Annotated in this window: 19 protein-coding genes; 9 read left to right on the top strand and 10 right to left on the bottom strand. The window is 69.5% G+C overall.

Annotated features, from left to right (window positions below; genetic code table 11):
* The first annotated feature begins 33 nt into the window (after positions 1-33).
* Positions 34-918 (top strand): TIGR03620 family F420-dependent LLM class oxidoreductase, encoded by an 885-nt coding sequence (locus tag ADK36_RS09095; protein ID WP_048584554.1) that lies wholly within the window; start codon positions 34-36, stop codon positions 916-918.
* A gap of 33 nt (positions 919-951) precedes the next feature.
* On the opposite strand, the gene mtnB is transcribed toward ADK36_RS09095, so the two are convergent.
* From mtnB to ADK36_RS09080, 3 genes are read right to left on the bottom strand one after another with little or no spacing between them, the layout of a single operon-like run.
* The gene (mtnB, locus tag ADK36_RS09090; protein WP_048584553.1) at positions 952-1,560 is read right to left on the bottom strand and encodes a methylthioribulose 1-phosphate dehydratase; all 609 of its coding nucleotides are present in this window, start codon (positions 1,558-1,560) and stop codon (positions 952-954) included.
* On the bottom strand, positions 1,557-2,309 hold the full coding sequence (gene mtnC / locus ADK36_RS09085) for an acireductone synthase (protein WP_078916509.1): 753 nt from the start codon (positions 2,307-2,309) through the stop codon (positions 1,557-1,559). The genes mtnB and mtnC overlap by 4 nt, the downstream gene beginning before the upstream one ends.
* Positions 2,306-2,905, bottom strand: coding sequence for a 1,2-dihydroxy-3-keto-5-methylthiopentene dioxygenase (locus ADK36_RS09080; protein ID WP_048584552.1), 600 nt, complete (start codon positions 2,903-2,905; stop codon positions 2,306-2,308). The genes mtnC and ADK36_RS09080 overlap by 4 nt, the downstream gene beginning before the upstream one ends.
* Before the next feature lie 541 nt (positions 2,906-3,446).
* Between ADK36_RS09080 and ADK36_RS09075 the strand changes: the two genes are divergently transcribed.
* The 4 genes from ADK36_RS09075 to mtnK are packed head-to-tail and all read left to right on the top strand — an operon-like array spanning position 3,447 to position 8,352.
* Positions 3,447-4,544: a substrate-binding domain-containing protein gene (locus ADK36_RS09075; RefSeq protein WP_048584551.1), complete on the top strand. Its 1,098-nt coding sequence runs from the start codon at positions 3,447-3,449 to the stop codon at positions 4,542-4,544.
* Positions 4,531-6,090 carry a sugar ABC transporter ATP-binding protein gene (locus ADK36_RS09070; protein ID WP_048584550.1) on the top strand — a complete coding sequence of 520 codons (1,560 nt, stop codon included), beginning with the start codon at positions 4,531-4,533 and terminating at the stop codon, positions 6,088-6,090. The genes ADK36_RS09075 and ADK36_RS09070 overlap by 14 nt, the downstream gene beginning before the upstream one ends.
* Positions 6,091-6,115: 25 nt before the next feature.
* Positions 6,116-7,162 (top strand): ABC transporter permease, encoded by a 1,047-nt coding sequence (locus tag ADK36_RS09065; RefSeq protein WP_048584549.1) that lies wholly within the window; start codon positions 6,116-6,118, stop codon positions 7,160-7,162.
* A gap of 29 nt (positions 7,163-7,191) precedes the next feature.
* Entirely contained in the window at positions 7,192-8,352 is a 1,161-nt protein-coding gene (mtnK, locus tag ADK36_RS09060) for an S-methyl-5-thioribose kinase (protein ID WP_048584548.1), read from the top strand.
* A gap of 6 nt (positions 8,353-8,358) precedes the next feature.
* Here the strand turns inward: mtnK and ADK36_RS45490 are convergent, their stop codons facing one another.
* From ADK36_RS45490 to ADK36_RS09035, 5 genes are all read right to left on the bottom strand, one after another.
* Positions 8,359-8,871, bottom strand: coding sequence for a hypothetical protein (locus tag ADK36_RS45490; RefSeq protein ID WP_063776921.1), 513 nt, complete (start codon positions 8,869-8,871; stop codon positions 8,359-8,361).
* 241 nt (positions 8,872-9,112) lie between these two features.
* A complete protein-coding gene (locus tag ADK36_RS09050) occupies positions 9,113-10,729 on the bottom strand; it encodes a glycerol-3-phosphate dehydrogenase/oxidase (protein WP_048584547.1) in 1,617 nt (538 codons plus the stop codon).
* Between the two features lie 49 nt (positions 10,730-10,778).
* The gene (gene glpK, locus ADK36_RS09045; protein WP_048584546.1) at positions 10,779-12,320 is read right to left on the bottom strand and encodes a glycerol kinase GlpK; all 1,542 of its coding nucleotides are present in this window, start codon (positions 12,318-12,320) and stop codon (positions 10,779-10,781) included.
* A gap of 97 nt (positions 12,321-12,417) precedes the next feature.
* The gene (locus ADK36_RS09040; protein WP_048584545.1) at positions 12,418-13,212 is read right to left on the bottom strand and encodes an MIP/aquaporin family protein; all 795 of its coding nucleotides are present in this window, start codon (positions 13,210-13,212) and stop codon (positions 12,418-12,420) included.
* Positions 13,213-13,530: 318 nt separating this feature from the next.
* Positions 13,531-14,295, bottom strand: a complete 765-nt coding sequence (locus tag ADK36_RS09035; RefSeq protein ID WP_048584578.1) for an IclR family transcriptional regulator — start codon at positions 14,293-14,295, stop codon at positions 13,531-13,533.
* Between the two features lie 304 nt (positions 14,296-14,599).
* Between ADK36_RS09035 and metH the strand changes: the two genes are divergently transcribed.
* From metH to ADK36_RS09015, 4 genes are all read left to right on the top strand, one after another.
* Complete coding sequence (gene metH / locus ADK36_RS09030; RefSeq protein WP_048584544.1) at positions 14,600-18,118, top strand: methionine synthase; 3,519 nt, start codon at positions 14,600-14,602, stop codon at positions 18,116-18,118.
* Between the two features lie 135 nt (positions 18,119-18,253).
* Complete coding sequence (locus tag ADK36_RS09025) at positions 18,254-18,949, top strand: HAD family hydrolase (RefSeq protein WP_048584543.1); 696 nt, start codon at positions 18,254-18,256, stop codon at positions 18,947-18,949.
* Between the two features lie 425 nt (positions 18,950-19,374).
* Entirely contained in the window at positions 19,375-20,979 is a 1,605-nt protein-coding gene (locus tag ADK36_RS09020; RefSeq protein ID WP_048584542.1) for an ABC transporter substrate-binding protein, read from the top strand.
* A 99-nt stretch (positions 20,980-21,078) separates the two neighbouring features.
* A complete protein-coding gene (locus ADK36_RS09015; RefSeq protein ID WP_048584541.1) occupies positions 21,079-22,659 on the top strand; it encodes an ABC transporter substrate-binding protein in 1,581 nt (526 codons plus the stop codon).
* Positions 22,660-22,783: 124 nt separating this feature from the next.
* Here ADK36_RS09015 and ADK36_RS09010 read toward each other — a convergent pair whose 3' ends face one another.
* Positions 22,784-23,455, bottom strand: coding sequence for a response regulator (locus ADK36_RS09010; RefSeq protein WP_030053339.1), 672 nt, complete (start codon positions 23,453-23,455; stop codon positions 22,784-22,786).
* Positions 23,456-23,469: 14 nt separating this feature from the next.
* Positions 23,470-24,483, bottom strand: coding sequence for a RecB family exonuclease (locus ADK36_RS09005; protein WP_048584540.1), 1,014 nt, complete (start codon positions 24,481-24,483; stop codon positions 23,470-23,472).
* Positions 24,484-24,513: the final 30 nt, after the last annotated feature.

Below are 24,513 nucleotides of genomic sequence, written 5' to 3'. Positions count from 1 at the left end.
ACTTGATATCGAGAATCTGCAATATTTCGATGCATGGAGAATCTGGGGAACCTGGGGACCTTCGGCATCTACACCTTCGACTTCGAGCACCAGCCTGCCGCGCGGGTGCGCGACTCCGTACAGGAGCTGGAACAACTGGGCTGGCGGGCGGTGTGGTTCCCCGAGGTGGGCGGGCGCGAGGCGCTCACCCAGGCCGGCTATCTGCTCGCCTCGACCGAGCGGCTGCACGTGGTCAACGGCATCGCACAGATCTGGTCGCGGGAGGCGGGCGCGACCCACGCCGCGAGCGCGCTGCTGGCCGACGCCTACCCGGGCCGGCATGTCCTGGGTCTGGGATTCGGCGCGCACAGGCCGGGCGTCAAACCCCTCGCGGCCATGGCCGGGTACCTCGACGAGTTGGACACGCTCGCCAAGCAGTCACCCGTGCCCGCGCCGCAAACGCCGGCCCGCCGCATCCTGGCCGCCTACGGCCCCAAGATGCTCGCCCTGGCCCGGGACCGCTCCGCAGGCGCCCACACCTACCACGTCAACACGGCCCACACCGCCCAGGCGAGGGACATCCTCGGCCCCGACGCGTTCCTCGGCGTCGAGCACGCGGTGCTCTTCGAGGCGGAGCCCGACAAGGCCCGCGCGACGGCACGCGAGCATCTGCGCCCGTACCTCGACTCCTCGTACAACATCGCCAAGTTCCGCCGTCTCGGTTACACGGACGACGAGATCGCCCACGGTGGCAGCGACCGCCTCGTGGACGACCTCGTGTTCTGGGGGGACGTGGACACGGTGGCGGAGCGGCTCCACGACCATGTCCGGGCGGGCGCCGACCATGTCGCGGTACAGGTCATCGGCACCCCGCCGGGCGGCTCCGCGATGCCGCACTGGCGGCGGCTCGGCGAGGCGCTGCTGCCGTACGGGGCCTGACCGCGGGCGCGTTTCTCGTCGTGCCTTGTCGCCTTACCGCCGCGTGAGCTCCAACTCCAGCAGCCACTCCACCACTTCGGTGTGGTGCCGGGCCTGGCGCGGGTTGTCGCCCCAGACGTAGAGGCCGTGTCCGGCCACGACCACCGCGGGCATACGGGGGTCGCGCGCGGCCTCCAGACGGTCGCCGAGGACCTTCATGTCCTGGCTGTTGGCGATGACCGGCAACGTCACCTCGACGTCGTGGGCGGGCTGGCCGACGCCCTTGAGCATCTCCAGGTCCTTGAAGACGACGCCGCCGGGCTCGCGCCGGCCCATCGCCACGGAGGCGACCGTGTGGACGTGGACGACGGCCCCGGCACCGGTCAGCGCGGCCACGCGCGCGTGCAGTTCCGCCTCGGCGGACGGCTTGCCGCCGTGCACCGCGGCACCCTGCCCGTCGACCAGCACCACGTCCGAGGGTGTCAGTTCGCCCTTGTCGTGGCCGCTGGCCGTGACCGCGAGCCGCAGCGGGTCACGGGTCAGCACCACGGACAGATTGCCGGAGGTGCCCCGCATCCAGCCGAAGGAGGCGAACCGGGCGGACTCGGCGGCCAGGACCGCGCCCGCCTCCTCAAGGTCGAGTTGGCTTATGTCGGCGGTCACGTGCTGCTCCCGGAAGTGATGATGGTGATCTCGTCGAACGTCCCCGCCTGCGCGTGGTCGCCGACACCCTGCTCGTAGTACGGCTCCCCGGGCCGCCGGACGCCGACCGTCCGCCAGCCCGCCGCGCGAGCCGCGTCCAGCTCGCCGGGGCGGTCGGAGAGGAAGAGGAGACCGGCGGGCGCGACGCCGGTCGCCTCGGCGATACGCCGGTAGGACTCCGGCTCCTGCTTGGGGCCCGCGTTCTCGGTGTCGTACAGACCGGAGACGAGCGAGGTCAGGTCGCCCTCCGGGCTGTTCGTGAACCACGCCCGCTGGGCGGCCACCGACCCGGACGAGTAGACGTACAGCCGTACGCCCGCCGCGTGCCACGCGCGCAACCGCGGGACCACGTCGTCGTAGAAGTGCGACACGAGGTCACCGCGCGCGAAGCCCTCGGACCAGATGATGCCCTGGAGGGTCTTCAGCGGGGTGGCCTTGCGGTCCTCGTCCAGCCAGGTGTTGAGGGTCTTCTCGATCCGTACGGCGTCGGCGTCCGGGTCGCCCGTCAGCTCCCGCACCTGCGCGACCGCCCGTGCCACCGCCGGATCGTCCCCGCGCTCGGCGAGCAGCGCCCCGAACCGCGAGCGCGAGTACGGGTACAGCACGTCCACGACGAATCCGGTGGCGCTCGTGGTGCCCTCGATGTCGAGCACCACGGCGTCCACGGCGTTCCCGGCGTCCACGTCGAAGCGGATGTCCCGCACGGTCACGCCGCGGCCCTGTCGGCCTCGTAGCCGGCCGCGATCGTGTCGTAGTCCGGGAAGCGGCCGGCGATGGTGGAACCGGTGAAGTTGCCGATCCAGCCGTCCGCCTCGTGGAAGAAGCGGATCGCGGTGAAGGACGGCTTCGTGCCCATGTCGAACCAGTGCGTCGTGCCGCGCGGCACGCCCAGCAGGTCGCCCTTCTCGCAGAAGACGGCGTGCACCTCGCCGTTCACATGGAGGTAGAAGATGCCGGAACCGGAGACGAAGAAGCGCACCTCGTCATCGTCGTCGTGCGTGTGCTCCTGGAGGAACTTCTCGCGCGCGGCCTTCGCCTTCGCCGGGAACTCCGGGTCGTCGCTGGGGTGCAGACCCAGGACGTCGACGGTGGTGAAGCCCTCCTCGGCGTTGAGCCGGTCGATCTCGGGGCCGTACGCCGCGAACACGGTGTCGCTGTCCGCGTCGAACGGGACGTCCTCCCGGATCGGCCACTGCTCGTAGCGCACGCCCAGCGGCTTCAGGGCCGCGGCGATCTCGGCGGGGTCCGAGGTGCGGCGGATCAGGGTCTGCGGTCCGGACTCGGGCCAGGTCGTCAGCAGGGTCATGGGTGCAACTCCTGGAGAGGGAACGGGGGGCTGGAAACGTGGGTCCGGGTACCGAGACAAGCACCCGGCAGGGGGAGGAGGGAAGGGCGCAGTGGCGGACGGCTGGTCGGGCGTCGGTCAGCCGCGACACCGCGCGCCGGGACAGCAGAGCATGCGGGGCATGCGCATCGCTGTCGCGCGGGGTGTCGTCATCAGGGCCTCACTGTGCCGGTTCGGGGTGCCGGTCCGGTGATCGTAACTCCGTCCGGGCCCTGCCGAGGTGTCGACAGGGTGTGACCAAGTCGTTGTCTCACGTGGTGAGAAACCGCTTGCTCCGCTTTGACGAGTGGCTGAAATCGTTCCCATGATCTCCGTATGAAGACGCTGCTGCTCGTGCGGCGGCTGTACGTGGACTTGCTCCGGTCGACCACAGCCAGCTGTCGCTGACCTCATCCGGAGCTCTCCCGCGCCCCCGTGTCCCGGGGCGCCCCCGTCCACGATCGGTGTCCCCGGCTCCGGGTCCAGCAACTCCCCACCCTTTCCCCGCACCTGGAGCCCCGCCATGTCCCGTGTCCGACTTCCCCTCGCCGCGCTCTCCCTCGCGTCCGTCTCCGCCCTGCTCCTCGCGGGCTGCTCGCAGTCCACGGACGCCTCCAAGAACACCGGCGACACCGCCGCCTCTGCCGCGGCCGCCACCGGCGCGAAGCCGGCCCCCTTCAGCAAGGGCGCCGTCAAGGTGGCCCTGGTGCGGCAGAGCGGCGCCGGTGACTACTTCGAGCAGTGGGGCAACGGCGCCAAGGCCCAGGCCAAGGCCCTCGGGATCGACCTGACCGTGTACGACGCCCAGGCCGACAACGCCAAGCAGGCCACCGACCTGTCCTCGGCCATCAACTCCGGCGCGCAGGCCATCATCGTCGACCATGGATTTCCGGCCACCATCCAGCCGGAGATCGACAAGGCCGTGAAGAAGGGTGTCAAGGTCGTCGTCTACGACGTCGAGACCGCCACCAAGGGCGTCGTCTCCACCAGGCAGAACGACGCGAGCATGGCCCAGGCCGTCCTCGACGTGATGGCCAGGGAGGTCGGCAAGGACGCCAAGGTCGGCTACGTCAACGTCGCCGGCTACGCCGCCCTCGACAAGCGCGACAGTGTCTGGAAGTCGACGGTCGGCGCCCAGGGCTGGAAGCAGCAGTTCAAGGTCGGCAAGGTCACCGACTCCACGGCGACCGACAACGTGCCGCTGGTGTCCGCCGCCCTCACCCAGCACTCCGACGTCACCGGCGTCTTCGCCCCGTACGACGAACTCGCCAAGGGCACCGTCCTCGCCGTCCAGAACAAGAAGCTCCAGGACAAGGTGAAGGTCTTCGGCGCGGACGTCTCCAACGCCGACATCCAGAACATGACCGCCGACGGCAGCCCCTGGGTCGCCACCGCGGGCACCGACCCGTCCGCCGTCGGCGCCGCCGTCGTCCGCACGACCGCGCTGGAACTGGCCGGTCAACTGGGCAAGACCTCGGTCGAGTTCCCGGCCGTCGCCATCACCCAGGGCTTCCTGCGTGAGAAGAAGATCGAGAACATGGACCAGCTGCGCGAGGCGCTGCCCGCGCTGAACCTGTCCCAGGTCAGCACCGCCGACTGGATCTCGAATGTCGCCCACTGACCGCGGCGGCCGTGACATCAGCCATGACATCGGCCGCGCGAAGGCGGCCGTCAGCCTGACCGACGTCAGCATGGCGTTCGGCGGGAAGACGGTCCTCGCCTCCGTCACGCTCGACATCGCCCCGGGCAGCGTGGTCGCGCTGCTCGGCGCGAACGGCGCCGGCAAGTCCACCCTGATCAAGATCCTTTCGGGCGTCCACACCGACCACGGGGGAGAGGTGCGGGTCGCCGGGGAACCCGCGGCCCTCCACTCCCCGCTGGCCGCCCGCCAGCTGGGCATCCAGACGGTCCACCAGCGCATCGGCGAGGGCATCGTGCCGGGCCTCTCGGTCGCCGAGAACCTGGTCTTCGAGGAACTGGCGCAGGCGCGCGGCAACCCGTTCCTGAACGGCGGCCGACTGTTGGCCCGCGCCCGCGAGATCCAGGCGGGCCTCGGCCTGGACTGGAGCGACTCGGTGCTGCGCAAGGACGTCACCGAACTCGGTCTCTCCGACCGCCAGTTGCTGATCCTCGCCCGCGCCCTCGCCACCCGCCCGCGCCTGCTCATCCTGGACGAACCGACCTCGGCCCTGTCCGCCGCCGAGGCCGAACGCCTCTTCGCGCTGGTCGAGAGGATGCGCGACGACGGCATCGCGGTCCTCTACGTCTCCCACCGCCTCGGGGAGATCGACGCCCTCGCCGACCGCCTGGTCGTCCTGCGGGACGGCCGTCTCACCGAGGACCAGTCCAAGCCCTTCGACTGGGACAGCGCCCTGCGCGCGATGCTGGCCCAGGCCCAGGAGGCGACGACGGCCCGCCCGGTCCGCGAAGGCGCCGAGGGCGATGTGGCGCTGTCGCTGCGGGGCGTACGGCTCTTCGACGGCCGCGCACCGCTCGACCTGGACCTGCGTACGGGTGAAGTCACCGGCGTCGTAGGTCTGTTGGGCGCGGGCAAGACCGAGCTGGCCCGCGGCCTGTTCGGCGCCGAGCCCTTCGCGACCGGTTCCGCCGAACTGGACGGCAGGCCGTACGAGCCGAAAAGGCCCTCCGACGCGATCCGCGCCGGCGTCCATCTGGTCCCCGAGGACCGGCATGCCGACGCCCTCGTCCCCGGCTGGTCGCTGGCCCGGAACATCTCGCTGCCGTTCCTGAAGTCCCTGTCCAGGATGGGGCTGATGAACACGGCCAAGGAGGACGCCCTCGGCCGCGACACCATCGCCGCCCTCGGCGTCGTCGCCCGCGACGAGCACAGCACCGTCGAGGAGCTGTCCGGCGGCAACCAGCAGAAGGTCGTCGTCGGCCGCTGGCTCGCCGAGACACCCCGCGTCCTCATCCTGGACGAGCCGTTCCGAGGTGTGGACATCGGCGCCCGCCGGGACATCGGCCGCCGTGCCCGGTCCCTCGCTGCCGAGGGCGCCGCCGTGCTCGTCCTGTCCGCCGACGTCGACGAGGTTCTCGAGATCGCCGACCGGGTCGTCGTGCTCGCCGCCGGCGAGATCCACCTCGACGCCTACGGCGAGGACGCGGAACGCGACCGCGTCATCCAGACCATCTCGGCGTCCGTGTGACCCCGGCCCCTTGAGGAACTACGCCATGACCACCACCCAGAGCACGGAAGTCCCCACCAAGGCGGCGATCCCGCCCGCGACCTCCACGGCTGCACGCGTCCAGAACGCCGTCATCAAGTACGGCTTCATCTTCGTCACCGTCGCGCTGTTCCTGTACTTCGCGCTGAGCGAGGGCTCCTTCCGGGAGTCGGCGACCCTCCTCGACACCCTGCGGTACGTCTCCGTCGCCGCGATCCTCGGCCTCGGGGTCACCCTCACCATGGCCGTCGGCGGAATGGACATGTCCGTCGGAGCGGTGGCCGGGCTCGGCGTCTCGGTCGCCGCGCACACCATGGTCGTCCTCAACCAGGTCGGCACGGTCGCGATCCTCGCCGTACTGGCGGCGGGAGCCCTGGCCGGGCTGCTCAACGCCCTGCTCATCGTGGTCCTGAAGATCCCCGACATGCTGGCCACGCTCGGCACCATGTTCGTCATCCAGGGCACCAAACTCATCCTGGTCGACGGCCAGTCCATCACCCCCGGGATGACCCTGGACGACGGCACCACGGCCCCCGGCAGGTTCACCGACGGCTTCCTGCGCATCGACCGCGGCACCGTCCTCGGCATCCCCGTCTCGGTCCTCGTCTTCGGCGGCCTCACGATCGCCGCCTGGGTCTTCCTGGCCCGCACCCGCTGGGGCCGGGTGCTCTACGCGATCGGCGCCAACCCCGAGGCATCGCGCCTGGCGGGCATCCGCGTAGGCGCGTACCGGGCCCTGGCGTACGTCCTCTCCGGCGTGCTCGCCTCGATCGGCGGCCTCATCCTGGCGTCCCGCATCGGCCAGGGCGACGTGTCGGCAGGCACCTCGCAGCTGCTGGAGGCGGTCGCGGTGGCCCTCGTCGGCACCTCCGTCCTGGGCCGCGGGCGTCCCAACGTCTGGGGCACGGCCCTCGGAGCCGTCCTCATCGGCATCATCACCACCGGCCTGACCATCAAGGGGCTGCCGTACTACACCCAGGACGTCGTCGAGGGCGCGGTCCTCATCCTCGCCCTCGTCTTCAGCTTCACCCTGTCCAAGCGCCGCACCGCATGACGCACAAGGAAGTTCGAGGAGTTCGTACGATGAGCTACCGCATCCTGGAGACCGACGACATCCCCGGCTACCTGCGCGAGCGCGGCCACTGGGACGACGCGACCGACATCGGGGTCCGCGAGGTGTCGGACGGCAACATGAACCGGGTGTTCCTCGCGTCGTCCGCCGACGGCACCCGCAGCCTCGCCGTCAAGCAGGCCCTGCCCTGGGTCCGGGTCGCCGGCCCGTCCTGGCCGATGAGCCCGGACCGCGCCGACGCCGAGGCCCGTGCGTACGCCCAGGTGGCGAAGGTCGCCCCCGACAAGATCCCGGCGATCCACGGCTACGACCCCGAGAACCACGCCCTCGTCATGGAGGACATGTCGGACCTGGAGGTCCTGCGCACCCGCCTGAACGAGGGCGAGCCGTACGGCCCGCACACCTCGGCGCGCACCGGCGAGCTCGTCGCTCAGCTCTCCTTCGCGACCAGCGACTTCGGCATGGAGTCCGCCGAGCGGAAGGCGCTCATCGCGGCCTCGGTCAGTCCCGAACTCTGCAAGATCACCGAGGACGTGGTCCTGTCCGAGCCGTACATCGAGCACGAGCACAACCACTGGCACGAGCAACTGGACGACCTGGCGGCGGACTTCCGCGCCGACGCGCGGCTGCGTACCGAGGTCGCCGACCTCCGCCACACCTTCATGACCAGCGCCCAGGCCCTCCTCCACGGTGATCTGCACACCGGCAGCATCATGGTCGGCGAGCGCGAAGGCGCCCACGTGGTGCGGGTCTTCGACCCCGAGTTCTCCTTCGTGGGCCCCGTCGGCTACGACCTGGGCCTGTACTGGGCCAACGCCCTGGTGTCGGAGGAGCGGGCACGGGCGCTCGGCACGCTGTCCGACCACGGTGACCAACTCCGCCTCTCCTGGGAGGCGTTCGAGTCGGAGTTCCGCCGCCTCTGGCCGACCCGCGTCGACACGTTCTTCGACGACGCGTACCTGGACCGCTTCCTGCGCCGGGTATGGACCGAGTCCCTCGGCTACGCCGGCACGGAGATCGTCCGCCGCATCATCGGCTTCGCGCACCTGACGGACCTGACCACCCTCCCGGACCCGGTACCGGCGTCCCGGCGTGCGCTGCTGCTGGGGCGTGAACTGATCGTGCGGCGCGAGGAGCTTTCGACGCCGGAGCACGTACGGGCGCTTCTCTGACGAACGTCAGGGCAGCCTGGACGGGCAGACGACGATGGTGCTGACCGTGCCGTCGCCCCACAGGGTGGTGTTCATGATCACATGCCCGTCGAGGGCCATCACCGTGAACTCCGGTACGAACCGGTCGCCCATGTAGAACCGCATCCACAACGGCAGCGGGCCATCGTCACCACCGCCGAGATCCCACTCGTCGAGGAGCCGCACCCGGGCCCACGCCCATTCACTGTTCACGTCCTCGGGGTCGGAGTAGTCGACGCAGAGCAGGAACTCCCGTGCGTCGTCGAGGAGTCCGTACTCGGCGGCCATCCCATGCCACCCCTCCCGGACCTTGGCGGGCAGATCCGGGTCGTCGATGTCGACCACGGGCGAGTCGATCCGCCCGTGCTCGGGCAGGCAGTTGGCGGGACCGTGGTGGGGCGGCAGAGGAGCCGGCGGGACCTCGTCCTCGCTCAGGCGCCGCAGGAAGAGAAACCCGCCGGGCGCGAGCAGGCCGGCCATCTCGGCGTCGGTGATCGTCACGCCCGCACGATAAGGGCCGCATCGGCCTCGACGCCCGCGAATATCCGGCCTGTCGACGCGCATGTCAGGCATTGCGAAAGGGGCGGCTCCGTCGGCGTGGAGCCGCCCCTTCCGGTGTTGGCCGGCCCCGGTGCGGAAGAAACGGGGCCGCCCTCGTACGGTCCGGCGTGGTCAGGGGAGTGGCCGGACCTGACACCGAGGGAGGCTCATCCGGCGAAAACCTCCCTCGGCGCCGCGAGGCTCACTTCTTGTCGAGCAGGTCCTGGACCTTCGCGCGGACGTCGTCCGTGGCCAGACCCCGGATCGTCAGCGTCGTGCGGCGGCGCAGCACGTCGTCCTGCGTCTCGGCCCACTCGTTGTCGCGGGCGTAGACGACCTGGGCCCAGATCTCCGGGGCGTCCGGGTGGACGCGCTCGCCCAGCTCCGGGTTCTCGTTCGCGATGCGGGCGATGTCGAAGGCCAGCGAACCGTAGTGCGTGGCCAGGTGCTTGGCGGTGTCGGCCGCCATGCGCGGGCCGGGCGCCGGGTGGTCGGTCAGCAGCCGGTGGGCGACCGCGCGCGGGTTGGCGATGCCGGGCAGCGGCAGCTTCTTCGGCAGCGAGGCGATCGGCTCGAAGTCGTCGCCCAGCGGGTGGCCCGGCAGCGCCTCCAGCTTCTTCATGATCGTGCGGCCGATGTGCCGGAAGGTCGTCCACTTGCCGCCCGCGACGGACAGCATGCCGCCCCTGCCCTCGGTCACGACCGTCTCGCGCTTGGCCTTCGCGGTGTCACCGGGGCCGCCCGGCAGCACGCGCAGACCCGCGAAGGAGTACGTGATGAGGTCACGGTCGAGCTGCTGGTCGCGGATCGAGAACGCGGCCTCGTCGAGTATCTGGGCCGTGTCCTTCTCGGTGACCGCGACGTCCGCCGGGTCGCCCTCGAACTCCTCGTCCGTGGTGCCCAGGAGGAGCATGTCCTCCCAGGGCAGGGCGAACGTGATGCGGTACTTGTCGATCGGGGTCGCGAGCGCCGCCTTCCACGGCGACGTCCGCTTCAGGACCAGATGCGCGCCCTTCGACAGACGGATCGACGGCGCGGCATTCGGGTCCTCCATCTTGCGCAGGTGGTCGACCCACGGGCCGGTCGCGTTGAGCACGAGACGGGCGTTGACCCCGAACTCGTCACCGGACACGCGGTCCCTCAGGTCCGCACCGGTCACCCGGCCCTTGGTGAAGCGCAGGCCGGTTACCTCGGCGTGGTTGAGCACGACAGCGCCCGCCTCGACGGCCCCGCGGACCGTCATCAGCGCCATGCGCGCGTCGTTCATCTGGTCGTCGCCGTACACGGCCACGGCCTTGAGGTTCTCGGTGCGCAGCTCGGGCACGTCCTGAGCCGCCTTGGCGGGGGACAAGAGGTGACCGACGCCGTCACCGAACGCGGAGAGCGCGGAGTAGGCGAAGACGCCCGCCCCGAGCTTCGCGGCGCCGTGCGGCCCGCCCTTGTACACGGGGAGGTAGAACGTGAGCGGGTTCGCCAGGTGGGGGGCCACCTGGCGGGAGACCGCACGGCGCTCGAAGTGGTTCTCCGCCACCAGCTTCACCGCGCCGGTCTGCAGATAGCGCAGGCCGCCGTGGAGCAGCTTGGAGGAGGCGGACGAGGTGGCGCCGGCGAAGTCACCGGCGTCGACCAGAGCCACCCGCAGGCCGGACTGCGCGGCGTGCCAGGCAGTGGAGATGCCCAGGATGCCGCCGCCGATCACGAGAAGGTCGTACGACGCCTTGGCGAGCTGCTCCCGGGTCTCGGCGCGGCTCGGGTTGGAGCCGGAGGCCGGGCGCGTACCGAGGGCAGGCACGGACTGCAGGGTGGTCTGACTGGTCATTTCGGGTTCTTACTCCTCATCAGAGTTCGAGAGCGGGCGAGAACTGCTCTCAGCTCTCGTCGTCCTCGATCCAGCCCATGGTCCGCTCGACGGCCTTGAGCCAGTTCTTGTACTCACGGTCGCGGGTGTCCGCGTCCATGTGGGGGGTCCACTCGGCGGCCCGGCGCCAGTTGGCGCGCAGTTCGTCGGTGTCGGACCAGAAGCCGACGGCGAGACCGGCGGCGTAGGCGGCGCCGAGGCAGGTGGTCTCGGCGACCATCGGGCGCACCACGGGTGCGTCCAGGACGTCCGAGAGGGTCTGCATCAGCAGGTTGTTGGAGGTCATGCCGCCGTCGACCTTCAGGGCCACCAGCTCGTCGCCGGAGTCCTTGACCATGGCGTCGGCGATCTCCCGCGTCTGCCACGCGGTCGCCTCCAGGACGGCACGCGCGAGGTGCGCCTTGGTGACGTACCGGGTCAGGCCGGCGATCACACCACGGGCGTCGGAGCGCCAGTGCGGGGCGAACAGACCGGAGAAGGCCGGCACGAAGTAGGCGCCGCCGTTGTCCTCGACCGACAGCGCGAGCGTCTCGATCTCGGCGGCGGTGGAGATCAGACCCATCTGGTCACGCATCCACTGCACCAGCGAGCCGGTGACGGCGATCGAGCCCTCCAGGGCGTACACCGTCGGCTGGTCGCCGATCTTGTAGCCGACGGTGGTCAGCAGGCCCGCGTACGAGTTGATGATCTTGTCACCGGTGTTCATCACCATGAAGGTGCCGGTGCCGTACGTCGACTTGACCTCGCCCTCGGAGAAACAGGTCTGGCCGAACAGGGCCGCCTGCTGGTCGCCGAGCGCGGAGGCGACCGGGATGCCGCCGAGCAGGTCGCCCAGCTTGCCGCCGGTGACCTCGCCGTAGACCTCGGCGGAGGACCGGATCTCCGGCAGGATCTGCAGCGGCACGCCGATCGACTCGGCGATCTTCTCGTCCCACTCCATGGTGTGGAGGTTCATCAGCATGGTGCGGGAGGCGTTGGTGACGTCCGTGACGTGCTTGCCGCCGTTGGCACCGCCGGTCAGGTTCCAGATGACCCAGGTGTCCATGGTGCCGAAGAGGATGTCGCCGGCCTCGGCGCGCTCCTTGAGGCCCTCGACGTTGTCCAGCAGCCAGCGGGCCTTGGGACCGGCGAAGTAGGAGGCCAGAGGAAGGCCGGTCTCGCGGCGGAAGCGGTCCTGGCCGACATTGCGGCCGAGCTCCTTGCAGAGCGCGTCGGTGCGGGTGTCCTGCCAGACGATGGCGTTGTGGACGGGCTCACCGGTGTTCTTGTCCCACAGCACGGTGGTCTCGCGCTGGTTGGTGATGCCGATGGCCTTGATGTCGTCGCGGGTGATGCCGGCCTTGGCGATCGCTCCGGCGACGACCTCCTGGACGTTGGTCCAGATCTCGGTGGCGTTGTGCTCGACCCAGCCCGGCTTCGGGAAGATCTGCTCGTGCTCCTTCTGGTCGACGGAGACGATACGGCCGTCGCGGTCGAAGACGATGCAGCGGGACGAGGTGGTGCCCTGGTCGATGGCGGCGATGAAGGGGCCGGCGGTGTGGGCGTCGGTCACTGTTAGCTCCTGGAAGTTCCGTGGTTATGGGGCTTTACGTACGGCGCGCGCTGAGAGTTTCGGTGCTGATCACCCGAACGGGTGAAGCTCGCTGCTCCTAGGCGAAAGCGACGTTGTAGATACCTGCCGCGATGGCGCCGCCGATCAGCGGGCCGACCACCGGGATCCAGGCGTAGCCCCAGTCGGAACCGCCCTTGTTGGGCAGCGGAAGAAGGGCGTGGACGATGCGCGGACCGAGGTCACGGGCCGGGTTGATCGCGTAACCGGTCGGGCCGCCGAGCGACAGACCGATGGAGACGACCACGAGCGCGGTGATCAGGGCGCCCAGGGTGCCGAGGCCGTTGCCGGCGTCGTTCAGGCCCTGCGTGAGGACGGCGAGGACCAGCACGACCGTGCCGATGATCTCCGTGGCGAGGTTCTGCACCGCGTTCCGGATCTCGGGACCGGTGGAGAAGATGCCCAGGACCGGGCCGGCGCCCTTCTCCTGGGCCTCGACGGCCTTGGCCGCGGTGGCCTGCGCACCCGGACCGCCGACGATCTCCCTGTCGGTGAGGTGGGCGTGGAACTGGCCGTAGTAGGCGACCCAGACCAGGGCCGCACCGATCATGGCGCCGAGCAGCTGTCCGGCGAAGTACGTCGGAACATTGCTCCACTCGCCGTCCTTGATCGCGAGTGCGACGGTCACGGCCGGGTTCAGATGGGCGCCGGACAGCGGCGCCGAGGTGTAGACCGCCGTGAGTACTGCGAAGCCCCACCCGAAGGTGATGGCGAGCCAGCCGGCGTTGCGGGCCTTGGAGGCCTTCAGCGTGACGGCGGCGCAGACGCCCCCGCCGAGCAGGATGAGTATGGCGGTACCGATGGTCTCGCCGATGAAGATGTCGGAGCTGGACACCCGCGACTCCTTTGTCCTTCGTCCAGGGAAGCCGAACCCCGGGTCCCTCCGGTGGTTCGCGTTGCCCTCGGGGGTGAGAGCGATGCCGGCCCTTGGCGTTGTCACACTCTAGCGCGTATTGCCGGTAGGTGTTCGACAATGCCGACCGATGGACGGGAGCTTGCCCCGGCGTCAGGTGTGCGTCAAGAGCTGTGTCGTTGAATGCGCGATCGTTGTTGATTGTGTTGATTTATCGACATGCCGATAACGGAGCCGTGGCATGACGAAGGCCGGAACGTCCTACGGCGTCCCGGCGGCCACTCTCGTCCCGTGCGGCGCTCAGAACCGCCCGGCGCCCAGGTCCCGCGACACCGCGCGGGCGCAGTCCCGCACCGCCGCGATCAGCTCGGGGCGCAGCTCGCCGTCCCGGTACAGCCGCTCCACGGCGCCGGTGATGCCGACCGCGCCGACCGGCATACGGCGCCGGTCGTGGATGGGGGCGGCCAGGGAGGCGACGCCCTCCCAGGTCTCCTCGACGTCGGCCGCGTAGCCACGCGCGCGTGTCAGGTCGAGGAGATGTTCGAAGTCGTCCAGCTCGCACACCGTCCGGTCCGTGAAGGCCTTGCGGTCGGCCTCGATCGCCTCGCTGTGCGCGACCGGGTCGTACGCCGACAGGACCTTGCCCAGGGCCGTGGAGTGCAGGGGCTGCATGGCGCCGATCTCCAGCACTTGCCGGCTGTCGTCCGGGCGGAAGACGTGGTGGACGATCAGCACCCCCTGCTGGTGCAGAACGCCCAGGTAGACGCTCTCCCCGCTGGAGCGGGCCAGGTCGTCCGTCCACACCAGCGCGCGTGCCCGCAGCTCGTGCACGTCCAGATAGGTCGTGCCCAGGCGCAGCAGCTCGGCACCCAGCTGGTAGCGCCCGGAGGCGTCGTCCTGCTCGACGAACCCCTCCTGCTGGAGGGTGCGCAGGATTCCATGGGCGGTGCCCTTGGCGAGGCCCAGTGACGAGGCGATGTCCGACAGGCCGAGGCGCCGCTCGCCGCCTGCGAGAAGCCGCAGCATCGCGGCCGCCCGTTCGAGCGACTGGATGTTCCGTGCCATCGCCGTACTGCCTCCGTCCACTTCGACCGTCGACATCGCGACGTCGCGCCGCCGTTCGGCAATGTCGAACACTACCGGTCGATGCCGACCTCCCGCTAATGGTCTGCCGCCATCCGCCTGCTTCTCTTGTGTCGCAGGTATCCGTCATACGATCCGGTGAGTGCCCGCATCGTCGTTGACGTCCGCCCCGTGGACGGCCTGACCCTTCCGCCGCGGTCCCGGCTACGCTGGCGGGGTGCGCCCGCCGTGGAAAGTCACACAAGGGTGCAAAGCCGACAGCCGTCGCATTCCAGGGAGCCCTTTCATGGCCTCGTTGCCACCGACCCCTTCCGCCGACAGCCGGACCCGTGCGTCCGCCCTCCGCGAGGCGCTCGCCACCCGTGTGGTGGTCGCCGACGGAGCGATGGGCACCATGTTGCAGGCCCAGGAGCCCAGCCTGGAGGACTTCCAGCAGCTGGAGGGCTGCAACGAGATCCTCAACGTGACCCGCCCGGACATCGTCCGCTCGGTGCATTCCGAGTACTTCGACGCGGGCGTCGACTGCGTCGAGACCAACACCTTCGGTGCGAACCTCACCGCGCTCGGCGAGTACGACATCCCCGAACGCGTCGCGGAACTGTCCGAGGCCGGCGCCCGCATCGCCCGCGAGACGGCGGACGAGTTCGCCGCACGTGACGGCCGGCAGCGCTGGGTACTCGGATCCATCGGCCCCGGCACCAAGCTGCCCACCCTCGGCCACACCACCTTCACCGCCATCCGTGACGCGTACCAGCGAAACGCCGAGGGCCTGCTGGCGGGCGGCGCCGACGCGCTGCTGGTGGAGACCACCCAGGACCTGCTGCAGACCAAGGCCTCCGTCCTCGCCGCCCGCCGGGCGATGGAGACGGCCGGGTACGACGTCCCGCTGATCGTGTCCGTGACGGTGGAGACCACCGGCACGATGCTGCTCGGCTCGGAGATCGGCGCCGCGCTGACCGCGCTGGAACCACTCGGCATCGACATGATCGGCCTGAACTGCGCGACCGGCCCGGCCGAGATGAGCGAGCACCTGCGCTACCTGTCCCGGCACTCCCGCGTCCAGCTGTCCTGCATGCCCAACGCGGGCCTGCCGGTACTGACCAAGGACGGCGCCCACTACCCGCTGACGGCCCCGGAACTGGCCGACGCGCAGGAGAACTTCGTCCGCGACTACGGCCTCTCCCTCATCGGCGGCTGCTGCGGCACCACCCCGGAGCACCTGCGCCAGGTCGTCGACCGCGTCCGCGACCTCACCCCGGCCGGGCGCAGCCCGCGCCCCGAGCCCGGCGCCGCCTCCCTCTACCAGACCGTCCCCTTCCGCCAGGACACCTCCTACCTGGCCATCGGCGAGCGCACCAACGCCAACGGCTCCAAGAAGTTCCGCGAGGCCATGCTGGCGGCCCGCTGGGACGACTGCGTGGAGATGGCCCGCGAGCAGATCCGCGAGGGCGCGCACATGCTCGACCTGTGCGTGGACTACGTCGGCCGGGACGGCGTCGCCGACATGGAGGAGCTGGCCGGCCGCTTCGCCACCGCCTCCACGCTGCCCATCGTCCTCGACTCGACCGAGGTCGACGTCATCCAGGCCGGCCTGGAGAAGCTCGGCGGCCGCGCGGTCATCAACTCCGTCAACTACGAGGACGGCGACGGCCCCGAGTCCCGCTTCGCGAAGGTCACCCAGCTCGCCCGTGAGCACGGCGCCGCGCTGATCGCGCTGACCATCGACGAGGAAGGCCAGGCCCGCACCCCCGAGAAGAAGGTCGAGATCGCCGAACGGCTGATCGACGACCTGACCGGCAACTGGGGCATCCACGAGTCGGACATCCTCATCGACACCCTGACCTTCACCATCTGTACCGGCCAGGAGGAGTCCCGCAAGGACGGCATCGCCACCATCGAGGCGATCCGCGAACTCAAGCGCCGCCACCCGGACGTCCAGACCACCCTCGGCCTGTCGAACATCTCCTTCGGCCTGAACCCGGCCGCCCGCATCCTGCTCAACTCCGTCTTCCTCGACGAATGCGTCAAGGCGGGCCTGGACTCGGCCATCGTCCACGCCTCGAAGATCCTTCCGATCGCCCGCTTCAGCGAGGAAGAGGTGCAGACCGCCCTCGACCTGATCCACGACCGCCGCGCCGAGGGCTACGACCCGCTGCAGAAGCTGATGGCCCTGTTCGAGGGCGCCACCGCCAAGTCACTGAAGGCGGGCAAGGCCGAGGAACTCGCCGCCCTTCCCCTGGAGGAGCGCCTCAAGCGCCGCATCATCGACGGCGAACGCAACGGCCTGGAGGCCGACCTCGACGAGGCCCTCCAGGAGCGTCCGGCGCTCGACATCGTCAACGAGACCCTCCTGGACGGCATGAAGGTCGTCGGCGAGCTGTTCGGCTCCGGCCAGATGCAGCTGCCGTTCGTCCTCCAGTCCGCCGAGGTCATGAAGGCCGCCGTCGCCCACCTCGAACCGCACATGGAGAAGTCCGACGCCGAGGGCAAGGGCACCATCGTGCTGGCCACCGTGCGCGGCGACGTCCACGACATCGGCAAGAACCTCGTGGACATCATCCTGTCCAACAACGGCTACAACGTGGTCAATCTGGGCATCAAGCAGCCCGTCTCCGCGATCCTCGAGGCCGCCGAGGAACACCGGGCCGACGTCATCGGCATGTCCGGCCTGCTGGTCAAGTCCACGGTGATCATGAAGGAGAACCTGGAGGAGCTCAACCAGCGCGGCCTGGCGGCGAACTACCCGGTCATCCTCGGCGGCGCGGCCCTCACGCGCGCGTACGTCGAGCAGGACCTGCACGAGATCTACGAGGGCGAAGTCCGCTACGCCCGGGACGCGTTCGAGGGCCTGCGCCTGATGGACGCCCTGATCGGGGTCAAGCGGGGCGTGCCCGGTGCGAAGCTGCCCGACCTCAAGCAGCGCCGGGTCAGGAGCACCGCCACGACGGCCGTACCGGAGGAGCGTCCCGAGGAAGGCCACGTCCGCTCCGACGTCGCCACCGACAACCCGCTCCCCGAGCCGCCGTTCTGGGGCACCCGCGTCATCAAGGGCATCCAGCTCAAGGAGTACGCGTCCTGGCTCGACGAGGGCGCCCTGTTCAAGGGCCAGTGGGGCCTGAAGGAAGCCCGCACCGGCGACGGGCCGTCGTACCAGGAACTCGTCGAGACCGAGGGCCGCCCGCGGCTGCGCGGTCTGCTCGACCGGCTCCAGACGGAGAACCTCCTCGAAGCGGCCGTGGTCTACGGCTACTTCCCGTGCGTCTCCAAGGACGACGACCTGATCCTCCTCGACGAGCACGGCAATGAACGCACCCGCTTCACCTTCCCGCGCCAGCGCCGCGGCCGCCGCCTGTGCCTCGCGGACTTCTTCCGCCCGCAGGAGTCGGGCGAGACGGACGTCGTGGGCCTCCAGGTCGTCACCGTCGGCTCGCGGATCGGCGAGGAGACGGCGCGGATGTTCGAGGCGAACGCCTACCGCGACTACCTGGAGCTGCACGGCCTCTCCGTGCAGCTGGCCGAGGCGCTCGCCGAGTACTGGCACGCGCGCGTGCGCTCCGAGCTGGGCTTCGCCGGGGAGGACCCGGCCGACATCGAGGACATGTTCGCGCTGAAGTACCGGGGCGCCCGCTTCTCCCTCGGCTACGGCGCCTGCCCGAACCTGGAGGACCGGTCCAAGATCGCCGACCTGCTCCAGCCGGAGCGCATCGGGGTCCACCTGTCCGAGGAGTTCCAGTTGCACCCCGAGCAGTCCACGGACGCGATCGTCATCCACCACCCCGAGGCGAAGTACTTCAACGCACGATGACGTAGTCGGTGTGCCTGGAGGCACACCGATCAAATCAGGCGCTTCGTCGCCGCACGTCGTACACTGGACGGTCCACCGCAGGCCGGCTCCCTTCATGGGAGCCGGCCTGATCGCCCCTCAAGGAGGTGCGCCAGGATGACCAGCACGGTCCCCGCGCCAGTAACCCGTACGGCCGACGGTTCGGCACTTCAGGCCGTACTCCTCGACATGGACGGAACCCTGGTGGACACCGAGGGCTTCTGGTGGGACGTCGAGGTCGAGATCTTCGCCGGCCTCGGCCACACCCTCGACGACACCTGGCGCCATGTCGTGGTCGGCGGCCCGATGAGCCGCAGCGCGGGCTTCCTGATCGAGGCCACCGGCGCCGACATCACCCTCGCCGAGCTCACGGTGCTGCTCAACCAGGGCTTCGAGGACCGTATCGACCGCGCCCTGCCGCTGATGCCGGGCGCCGCCCGGCTGCTGGCCGAGCTGGCCGAGTACGAGATCCCCACGGCGCTCGTCTCCGCCTCGCACCGGCGCATCATCGACCGGGTGCTCACCTCGCTCGGGCCGCAGTACTTCGCGCTCACCGTCGCCGGCGACGAGGTGGCGCGCACCAAGCCGTACCCGGACCCGTACCTGTTCGCCGCGGCCGGGCTCGGTGCCGAGCCCGCCAGATGCGCGGTCGTCGAGGACACGGCGACCGGTGTCGCCGCCGCCGAGGCCGCGGGCTGCCATGTGGTGGCCGTGCCGTCGGTGGCGCCGATCACGCCGGCCGCCCGGCGTACCGTGGTGACCTCGTTGGAAGAGGTCGATCTGGCATTTCTGCGCGGGCTGATCGTGGTCTGACAACGGAAAAGGCCTGTCGTTCACCCAGCGTGCAACCCTGATAGACCGAGGAATTCCGCAAGGGAATTCGAATGCCTGGAGATGGTTGAATTCCGGTGCGGATCGAGAAACGTCCAGTTGTGACGTTCGCCACTCTCCGGAGTGTCGACAGGTGCTCTACGGTGTGCCGCCGACCCTGATTTGGGGCTTTCGGGCGCACCGTTGTGTCCCGATTGATGGATCGGTGCACGAATCCTTCCGGCATCAGGTTTCCGGTGCGTCCGCGAGCGGTCTCACAGCGTGATGGGTTCTCAACTCCGGTGGCGGCGAACCTTCCTGCAGGTGCGGACTAACCTCGTCGCGAGAACATCGCCCTTACCCCCGTGACCCGCCGCGACACCCCTGCATGCCGGGTACACGGAGTCGACAGCTGGAGAAACCCGAGCATGAACCGCAAGACTTTGGTGCTGCCGGCCGTCATCGGCCTGCTCGCGCCGGTTCTCGCCGCCTGCGGCGGAACCGACAGCGGTAGCGGCGGCGGCGACGCGATCGTCGTCGGCACCACGGACGCGTTCACTGCCTCGAAGGACGCTCCCGCCCCCCTCGACCCGGCGTACGCCTACGACGTCGGCACCTGGAACATCCTCCGCCAGACCGTGCAGACCCTGATGGTCCAGCCGCGCGGCGAGGGCGACCCGGTGCCCGAGGCCGCCCAGAGCTGCGGCTTCACCGACAGCGGCAACGAGCGCTACGCCTGCACCCTGCGCGAGAACCTCAAGTTCGCGAACGGCGACCCCGTCACCGCGGCCGACGTCAAGTACTCCATCGACCGCGCCCGCGCCCTCAAGGCCGACAGCGGCGTCTTCGCCCTGCTGTCCACCATCGACACCGTCGAGACCCAGGGCGACCGCGAGGTCATCTTCCACCTCAAGACCGCCGACGCCACCTTCCCGTTCAAGCTGTCCACCCCGGTCGCGGGCATCGTCGACCCGGACATCTACGCCAAGGACAAGCTGCGCGACGGCTTCGAGGTCGACGGCTCCGGCCCGTACACCCTCCAGGCCGAGGTCGAGAACGACAAGCTGGTCTCCGCCGTGTTCACCAAGAACCCCGACTACAAGGGGAGTCTGACGGTGAACAACGACAAGGTCGAACTGCGCAACTTCGCGGACGCCGACGAGATGGGCACCGCCCTCGACAAGGGCGACATCGACCTGATGACCCGCACCATGTCGCCCGAGCAGATCCAGAAGCTGTCCGCCGACTCCGACGACACCGTCGACCTCGTCGACATGCCCGGCCTGGAAATCCGCTACCTCGCCTTCAACACCAACGACCCGAGCGTACGGACCAAGGCCGTCCGCCAGGCGATGGCACAGCTCATCAACCGCGGCGAACTCGTCTCCAAGGTGTACGGCTCCCAGGCCGAACCGCTGTACTCGCTGGTCCCCGCCAGCGTCACGGGCCACTCCAACGCCTTCTTCAACAAGTACGGCGATCCGAGCGCCGCCAAGGCCAAGTCCCTGCTGGAGAAGGCCGGTATCACCACCCCGGTGAAGCTGACCCTGCACTACACCACCGACCACTACGGGTCGGCCACCAAGAAGGAGTTCGAGCTGCTGCAGAAGCAGCTCAACGACAGCGGCCTGTTCGACGTCGACATCGAAGGCGCCCCCTGGGCCACGTTCCGCCCCGCCGAGCAGAAGGGCGAGTACGAGGTGTACGGCATGGGCTGGTTCCCCGACTTCCCCGACGCCGACAACTTCCTCGCGCCCTTCCTCGACAAGGACAACTTCCTCGGCTCGCCCTACAGCAACAGCGCGATCCGCAACAACCTCATCCCGGAGTCCCGCCGCGTGGCCGACCGGCTCTCGGCGTCCGGCAGCCTGACGGACATCCAGGACATCGTCGCCGACGACGTCCCGGTGCTGCCGCTGTGGCAGGGCAAGCAGTACGTCGCCGCCGGTGACGACGTCACCGGTACGGCATACGTGCTCAACTCCTCCTCGACCCTTCAGCTGTGGGAGCTCGGCCGTGGCGTGAGCGGCTGACGTCTCTCCGTGCCCGGCGCCGACGACCAAGGCGCCGGGCCAGGCCCGGGATCCGGGACGCGGCCCGGGTTCCTCACAACGACGACAAGGCACTCGTACGTGAACATGCGTAACCAGTGGCCGGTCCTGCCCGTCGTGGCAGGGCTGGCCTCCGGCCTGCTGACCGGCTGCGGAACCGAGACGGGCGATTCCGGGGGGACCGGCAGCTCGGTGGTCATGGGGATGTCCGACGACGTCCTCGCCACCGACCCCGCCTCCGGCTACGACCCCGGCTCCTGGCTGTTGTTCAACAACGTCTTCCAGTCCCTGCTCAGCTTCCCCAAGGGCGCCACCGAACCACAGCCCGAAGCCGCCGAGCAGTGCACCTTCTCCGACACGGAAGCCAAGGTCTACAAGTGCACGCTCAGAGACGGCCTCCAGTTCAGCAACGGTGACGCGCTCACCTCGGAGGACGTCAAGTTCTCCTTCGACCGCATGCTGAAGATCAACGACCCCGACGGCCCCGCCGTCATGTTCCCCACGCTCGACAAGGTGCAGACCCCGGACGAGAAGACGGTCGTCTTCCAGCTCAACACCCCGGACGCCACCTTCCCGAGCAAGATAGCCTCCGGCGCCGGCTCCATCGTCGACCAGGAGCAGTACGACGCCGACGGCCTCCGCAAGGACAACGAAGCGGTCGGCTCCGGCCCGTACAAGCTGGACTCCTTCGGGGACGACGAAGCCGTCTTCTCCGTCAACGAGAACTACAAGGGCACCGCGAAGACGCAGAACTCCGGCGTGACGCTGAAGTTCTTCCACGGCGACCAGGACGCCCTGAAGAAGTCCCTGCGCGCAGGCGAGGTCGACATCGCCTACCGAGGCCTCACCGCGGGCGACATCGCCGACGGCGAGAAGTCCGGCGGCGACTCCGGCATCGAGGTCGTCGAGGGCAGCAGCGCCGAAGTCCAGCACCTGGTCTTCAACATGGACGACCCGGTCACCGGAAAGCTCGGCGTCCGCAAGGCCATCGCCTACCTCATCGACCGTGACGCCCTCATCAAGGACGTCTACCAGGGCACCGCCAGCCCGCTGTACTCGATCATCCCGGCCGGTATCGGCGGCCACAACACGGCCTTCTTCGACACCTACGGCGCCCGGCCCTCCAAGGCCAAGGCCGCCGCCGCGCTCCAGGACGACGGCATCACCGGCAAGGTCAAGCTGACCCTCTGGTCCACCCCGTCGCGCTACGGCCCGGCCACCGACCAGGAGTTGAAGACGATCGCGCAGCAGCTCAACGACAGCGGCCTGTTCGACGCCGACGTGCAGTCCGTCGCGTTCGACCAGTACGAGAAGGACATCGCCGACGGCAAGTACGGCGTGTACGTGAAGGGCTGGATCCCGGACTACCCGGACGCCGACAACTTCACGGCCCCCTTCTTCGGCAAGGGCAACGTGCTGAGCAACAACTACAGCAACAACGCGATCACCGGCTCGCTCATCCCGCGCACCGCCGCCGAGAGCGACCGCTCCGCGACCGACGACGAGTTCAACCAGCTCCAGAACATCGTGGCCAGGGAACTCCCCGTCCTGCCGGTCTGGCAGGCCAAGCAGTACGCCGTCGTCCGCGACAACGTCTACGGCCTGGAGTACTGCCTCGACGCCTCCACCGTCTTCCGCTTCTGGGAGCTGAGCAAGGGCTGAGCAAGGGCTGACGAACGGCCACAGCTGACGGCCGCTCGGACCCGACGCACATACGAAGAGGGCGCCCCTTCCAGGAAGGGGCGCCCTCTCCGCATGTGACGCGGGCTCTCGCCGTCGCGGGCCCCTACTGTGCGCCGGGGCGCACCAACCCGCTCTCGTACGCGTACACCGCGGCCTGCACCCGGTCACGCAGCCCCAGCTTGGTGAGGACATGCCCGACGTGCGTCTTCACCGTGGTCTCGCTGACAAACAGATCCGCGGCGATCTCCGCGTTGGACAAGCCCCTCGCCACCAGCTTCAGCACCTCCACCTCCCGCTCGGTGAGCGTGTGCAGGGTGTCCGGAACCGGCTCGTCACCCGACGGCAGATGCGTCGCGTACTTGTCGAGCAGCCGACGCGTGATGCTCGGCGCGAGCATCGCCTCACCGCCGGCGACCACACGGATCGCCTGCACCAGCTCATTGGCCGGAGCGTCCTTCAGCAGGAAGCCGCTGGCGCCCGCCTTCAACGCCTCCACCACGTACTCGTCGAGGTCGAAGGTCGTCAGCACCAGCACCTTCGCCGGACCGTCCCGCCCGGGCCCGGTGATCTGCCGGGTCGCCTCGACCCCGTCCATCCGAGGCATACGGATGTCCATCAGAACCACATCGGGCTGCAAGGCCCGCACCTGGTCGAGAGCCTGGAGGCCGTCGCCGGCCTCGCCCACGACCGCGATGTCCTGCTCCGCTTCCAGAATCATCCGGAAGCCGGTACGCAGCAGCGGCTGGTCGTCGACCAGTAGGACGCGGATGGCCACGTAAGTCTCCTTCGCTAGTCCGGCCCCATTCTGCCCTGCGGGCCGCCACCGGACTCGCCCGCCCTGACCGGCAACGGATAGGGCGGGGGAGTGCCGCCGAATTCCGGGCAGTGCGCCTGGTGATCACACCAGCCGCACAGCTTCGTCGGCCGCGGACGCCAGACACCCGTCTCGGTCGCCTCCCGGATCGCGTCCCACAGCGCCAGCAGCTTGCGCTCCACCCGCTCCAGATCGGCGAGGACCGGGTCGTACGTCAGCACGTCACCACTGCCGAGATAGACGAGCTGGAGCCGGCGCGGAACCACGTTCTTCAGCCGCCACACCACGAGCGCGTAGAACTTCATCTGGAACAGCGCACCCTCGGAGTACTCGGGCCGCGGCGCCTTGCCGGTCTTGTAGTCGACGATCCGCACCTCACCCGTCGGCGCCACGTCGACACGGTCGATGATGCCGCGCAACCGCAGCCCCGAATCCAGCTCGGCCTCCACGAACAGCTCTCGCTCGGCCGGCTCCAGCCGGGTCGGGTCCTCAAGCCCGAACCACCGCTCGACGAGCCGCTCCGCCTCACCCAGCCATGTCGCAAGCCGCTCGCCCTCGGGATCGTCCGCGAACAGCTCCACGACCTCCGGCCTGCTCTCCCGCAGCCGGTCCCACTGACCGGGGATGAGCGACTTGGCGCGCGGAGCGGTCCGCTCGGCGGCCGGCGCATCGAAGAGCCGCTCCAGCACCGCATGCACCAGCGTGCCCTTCGTCGCCGCCGCACTCGGCTTCTCGGGCAGCCGGTCGATCACCCGGAACCGGTAAAGCAGCGGGCACTGCATGAAGTCACTCGCACGCGACGGAGACAGCGAGGCCGGCGCTATGGCCGCGCGGACCGCCGTGCCACCCGCCGAGGGCGCGCCCTCACCCGCCCCGACCGCCGCCGCCTTACTCTCCGCCCCCGCTGGGTACTCGTCCGTCGCCGGCGCAGTCACCGGCGCGACGTCACCGCCGCAGTCCGCCGCGGCACCCTCCGTGCTCGTCTCCATGCCCACAGACCTTACGGCCCGCCACTGACA

The organism is Streptomyces viridochromogenes, assembly GCF_001270495.1.
Classification (GTDB): Bacteria; Actinomycetota; Actinomycetes; order Streptomycetales; family Streptomycetaceae; genus Streptomyces; species Streptomyces viridochromogenes_A.
Note: the sequence above shows the minus strand (reverse complement) of the source record. Positions and strands in the feature narration are given on the sequence as shown.

Coding starts and splice junctions, on each gene's coding strand:
- ADK36_RS09095 (WP_048584554.1), top strand. CDS start 34: ATGGAGAATCTGGGGAACCTGGGGACCTTCGGCATCTACACCTTCGAC.
- ADK36_RS09080 (WP_048584552.1), bottom strand. CDS start 2,905: ATGACCCTGCTGACGACCTGGCCCGAGTCCGGACCGCAGACCCTGATC.
- ADK36_RS09075 (WP_048584551.1), top strand. CDS start 3,447: ATGTCCCGTGTCCGACTTCCCCTCGCCGCGCTCTCCCTCGCGTCCGTC.
- ADK36_RS09070 (WP_048584550.1), top strand. CDS start 4,531: ATGTCGCCCACTGACCGCGGCGGCCGTGACATCAGCCATGACATCGGC.
- ADK36_RS09065 (WP_048584549.1), top strand. CDS start 6,116: ATGACCACCACCCAGAGCACGGAAGTCCCCACCAAGGCGGCGATCCCG.
- mtnK (WP_048584548.1), top strand. CDS start 7,192: ATGAGCTACCGCATCCTGGAGACCGACGACATCCCCGGCTACCTGCGC.
- ADK36_RS09050 (WP_048584547.1), bottom strand. CDS start 10,729: ATGACCAGTCAGACCACCCTGCAGTCCGTGCCTGCCCTCGGTACGCGC.
- ADK36_RS09035 (WP_048584578.1), bottom strand. CDS start 14,295: ATGGCACGGAACATCCAGTCGCTCGAACGGGCGGCCGCGATGCTGCGG.
- metH (WP_048584544.1), top strand. CDS start 14,600: ATGGCCTCGTTGCCACCGACCCCTTCCGCCGACAGCCGGACCCGTGCG.
- ADK36_RS09025 (WP_048584543.1), top strand. CDS start 18,254: ATGACCAGCACGGTCCCCGCGCCAGTAACCCGTACGGCCGACGGTTCG.
- ADK36_RS09020 (WP_048584542.1), top strand. CDS start 19,375: ATGAACCGCAAGACTTTGGTGCTGCCGGCCGTCATCGGCCTGCTCGCG.
- ADK36_RS09005 (WP_048584540.1), bottom strand. CDS start 24,483: ATGGAGACGAGCACGGAGGGTGCCGCGGCGGACTGCGGCGGTGACGTC.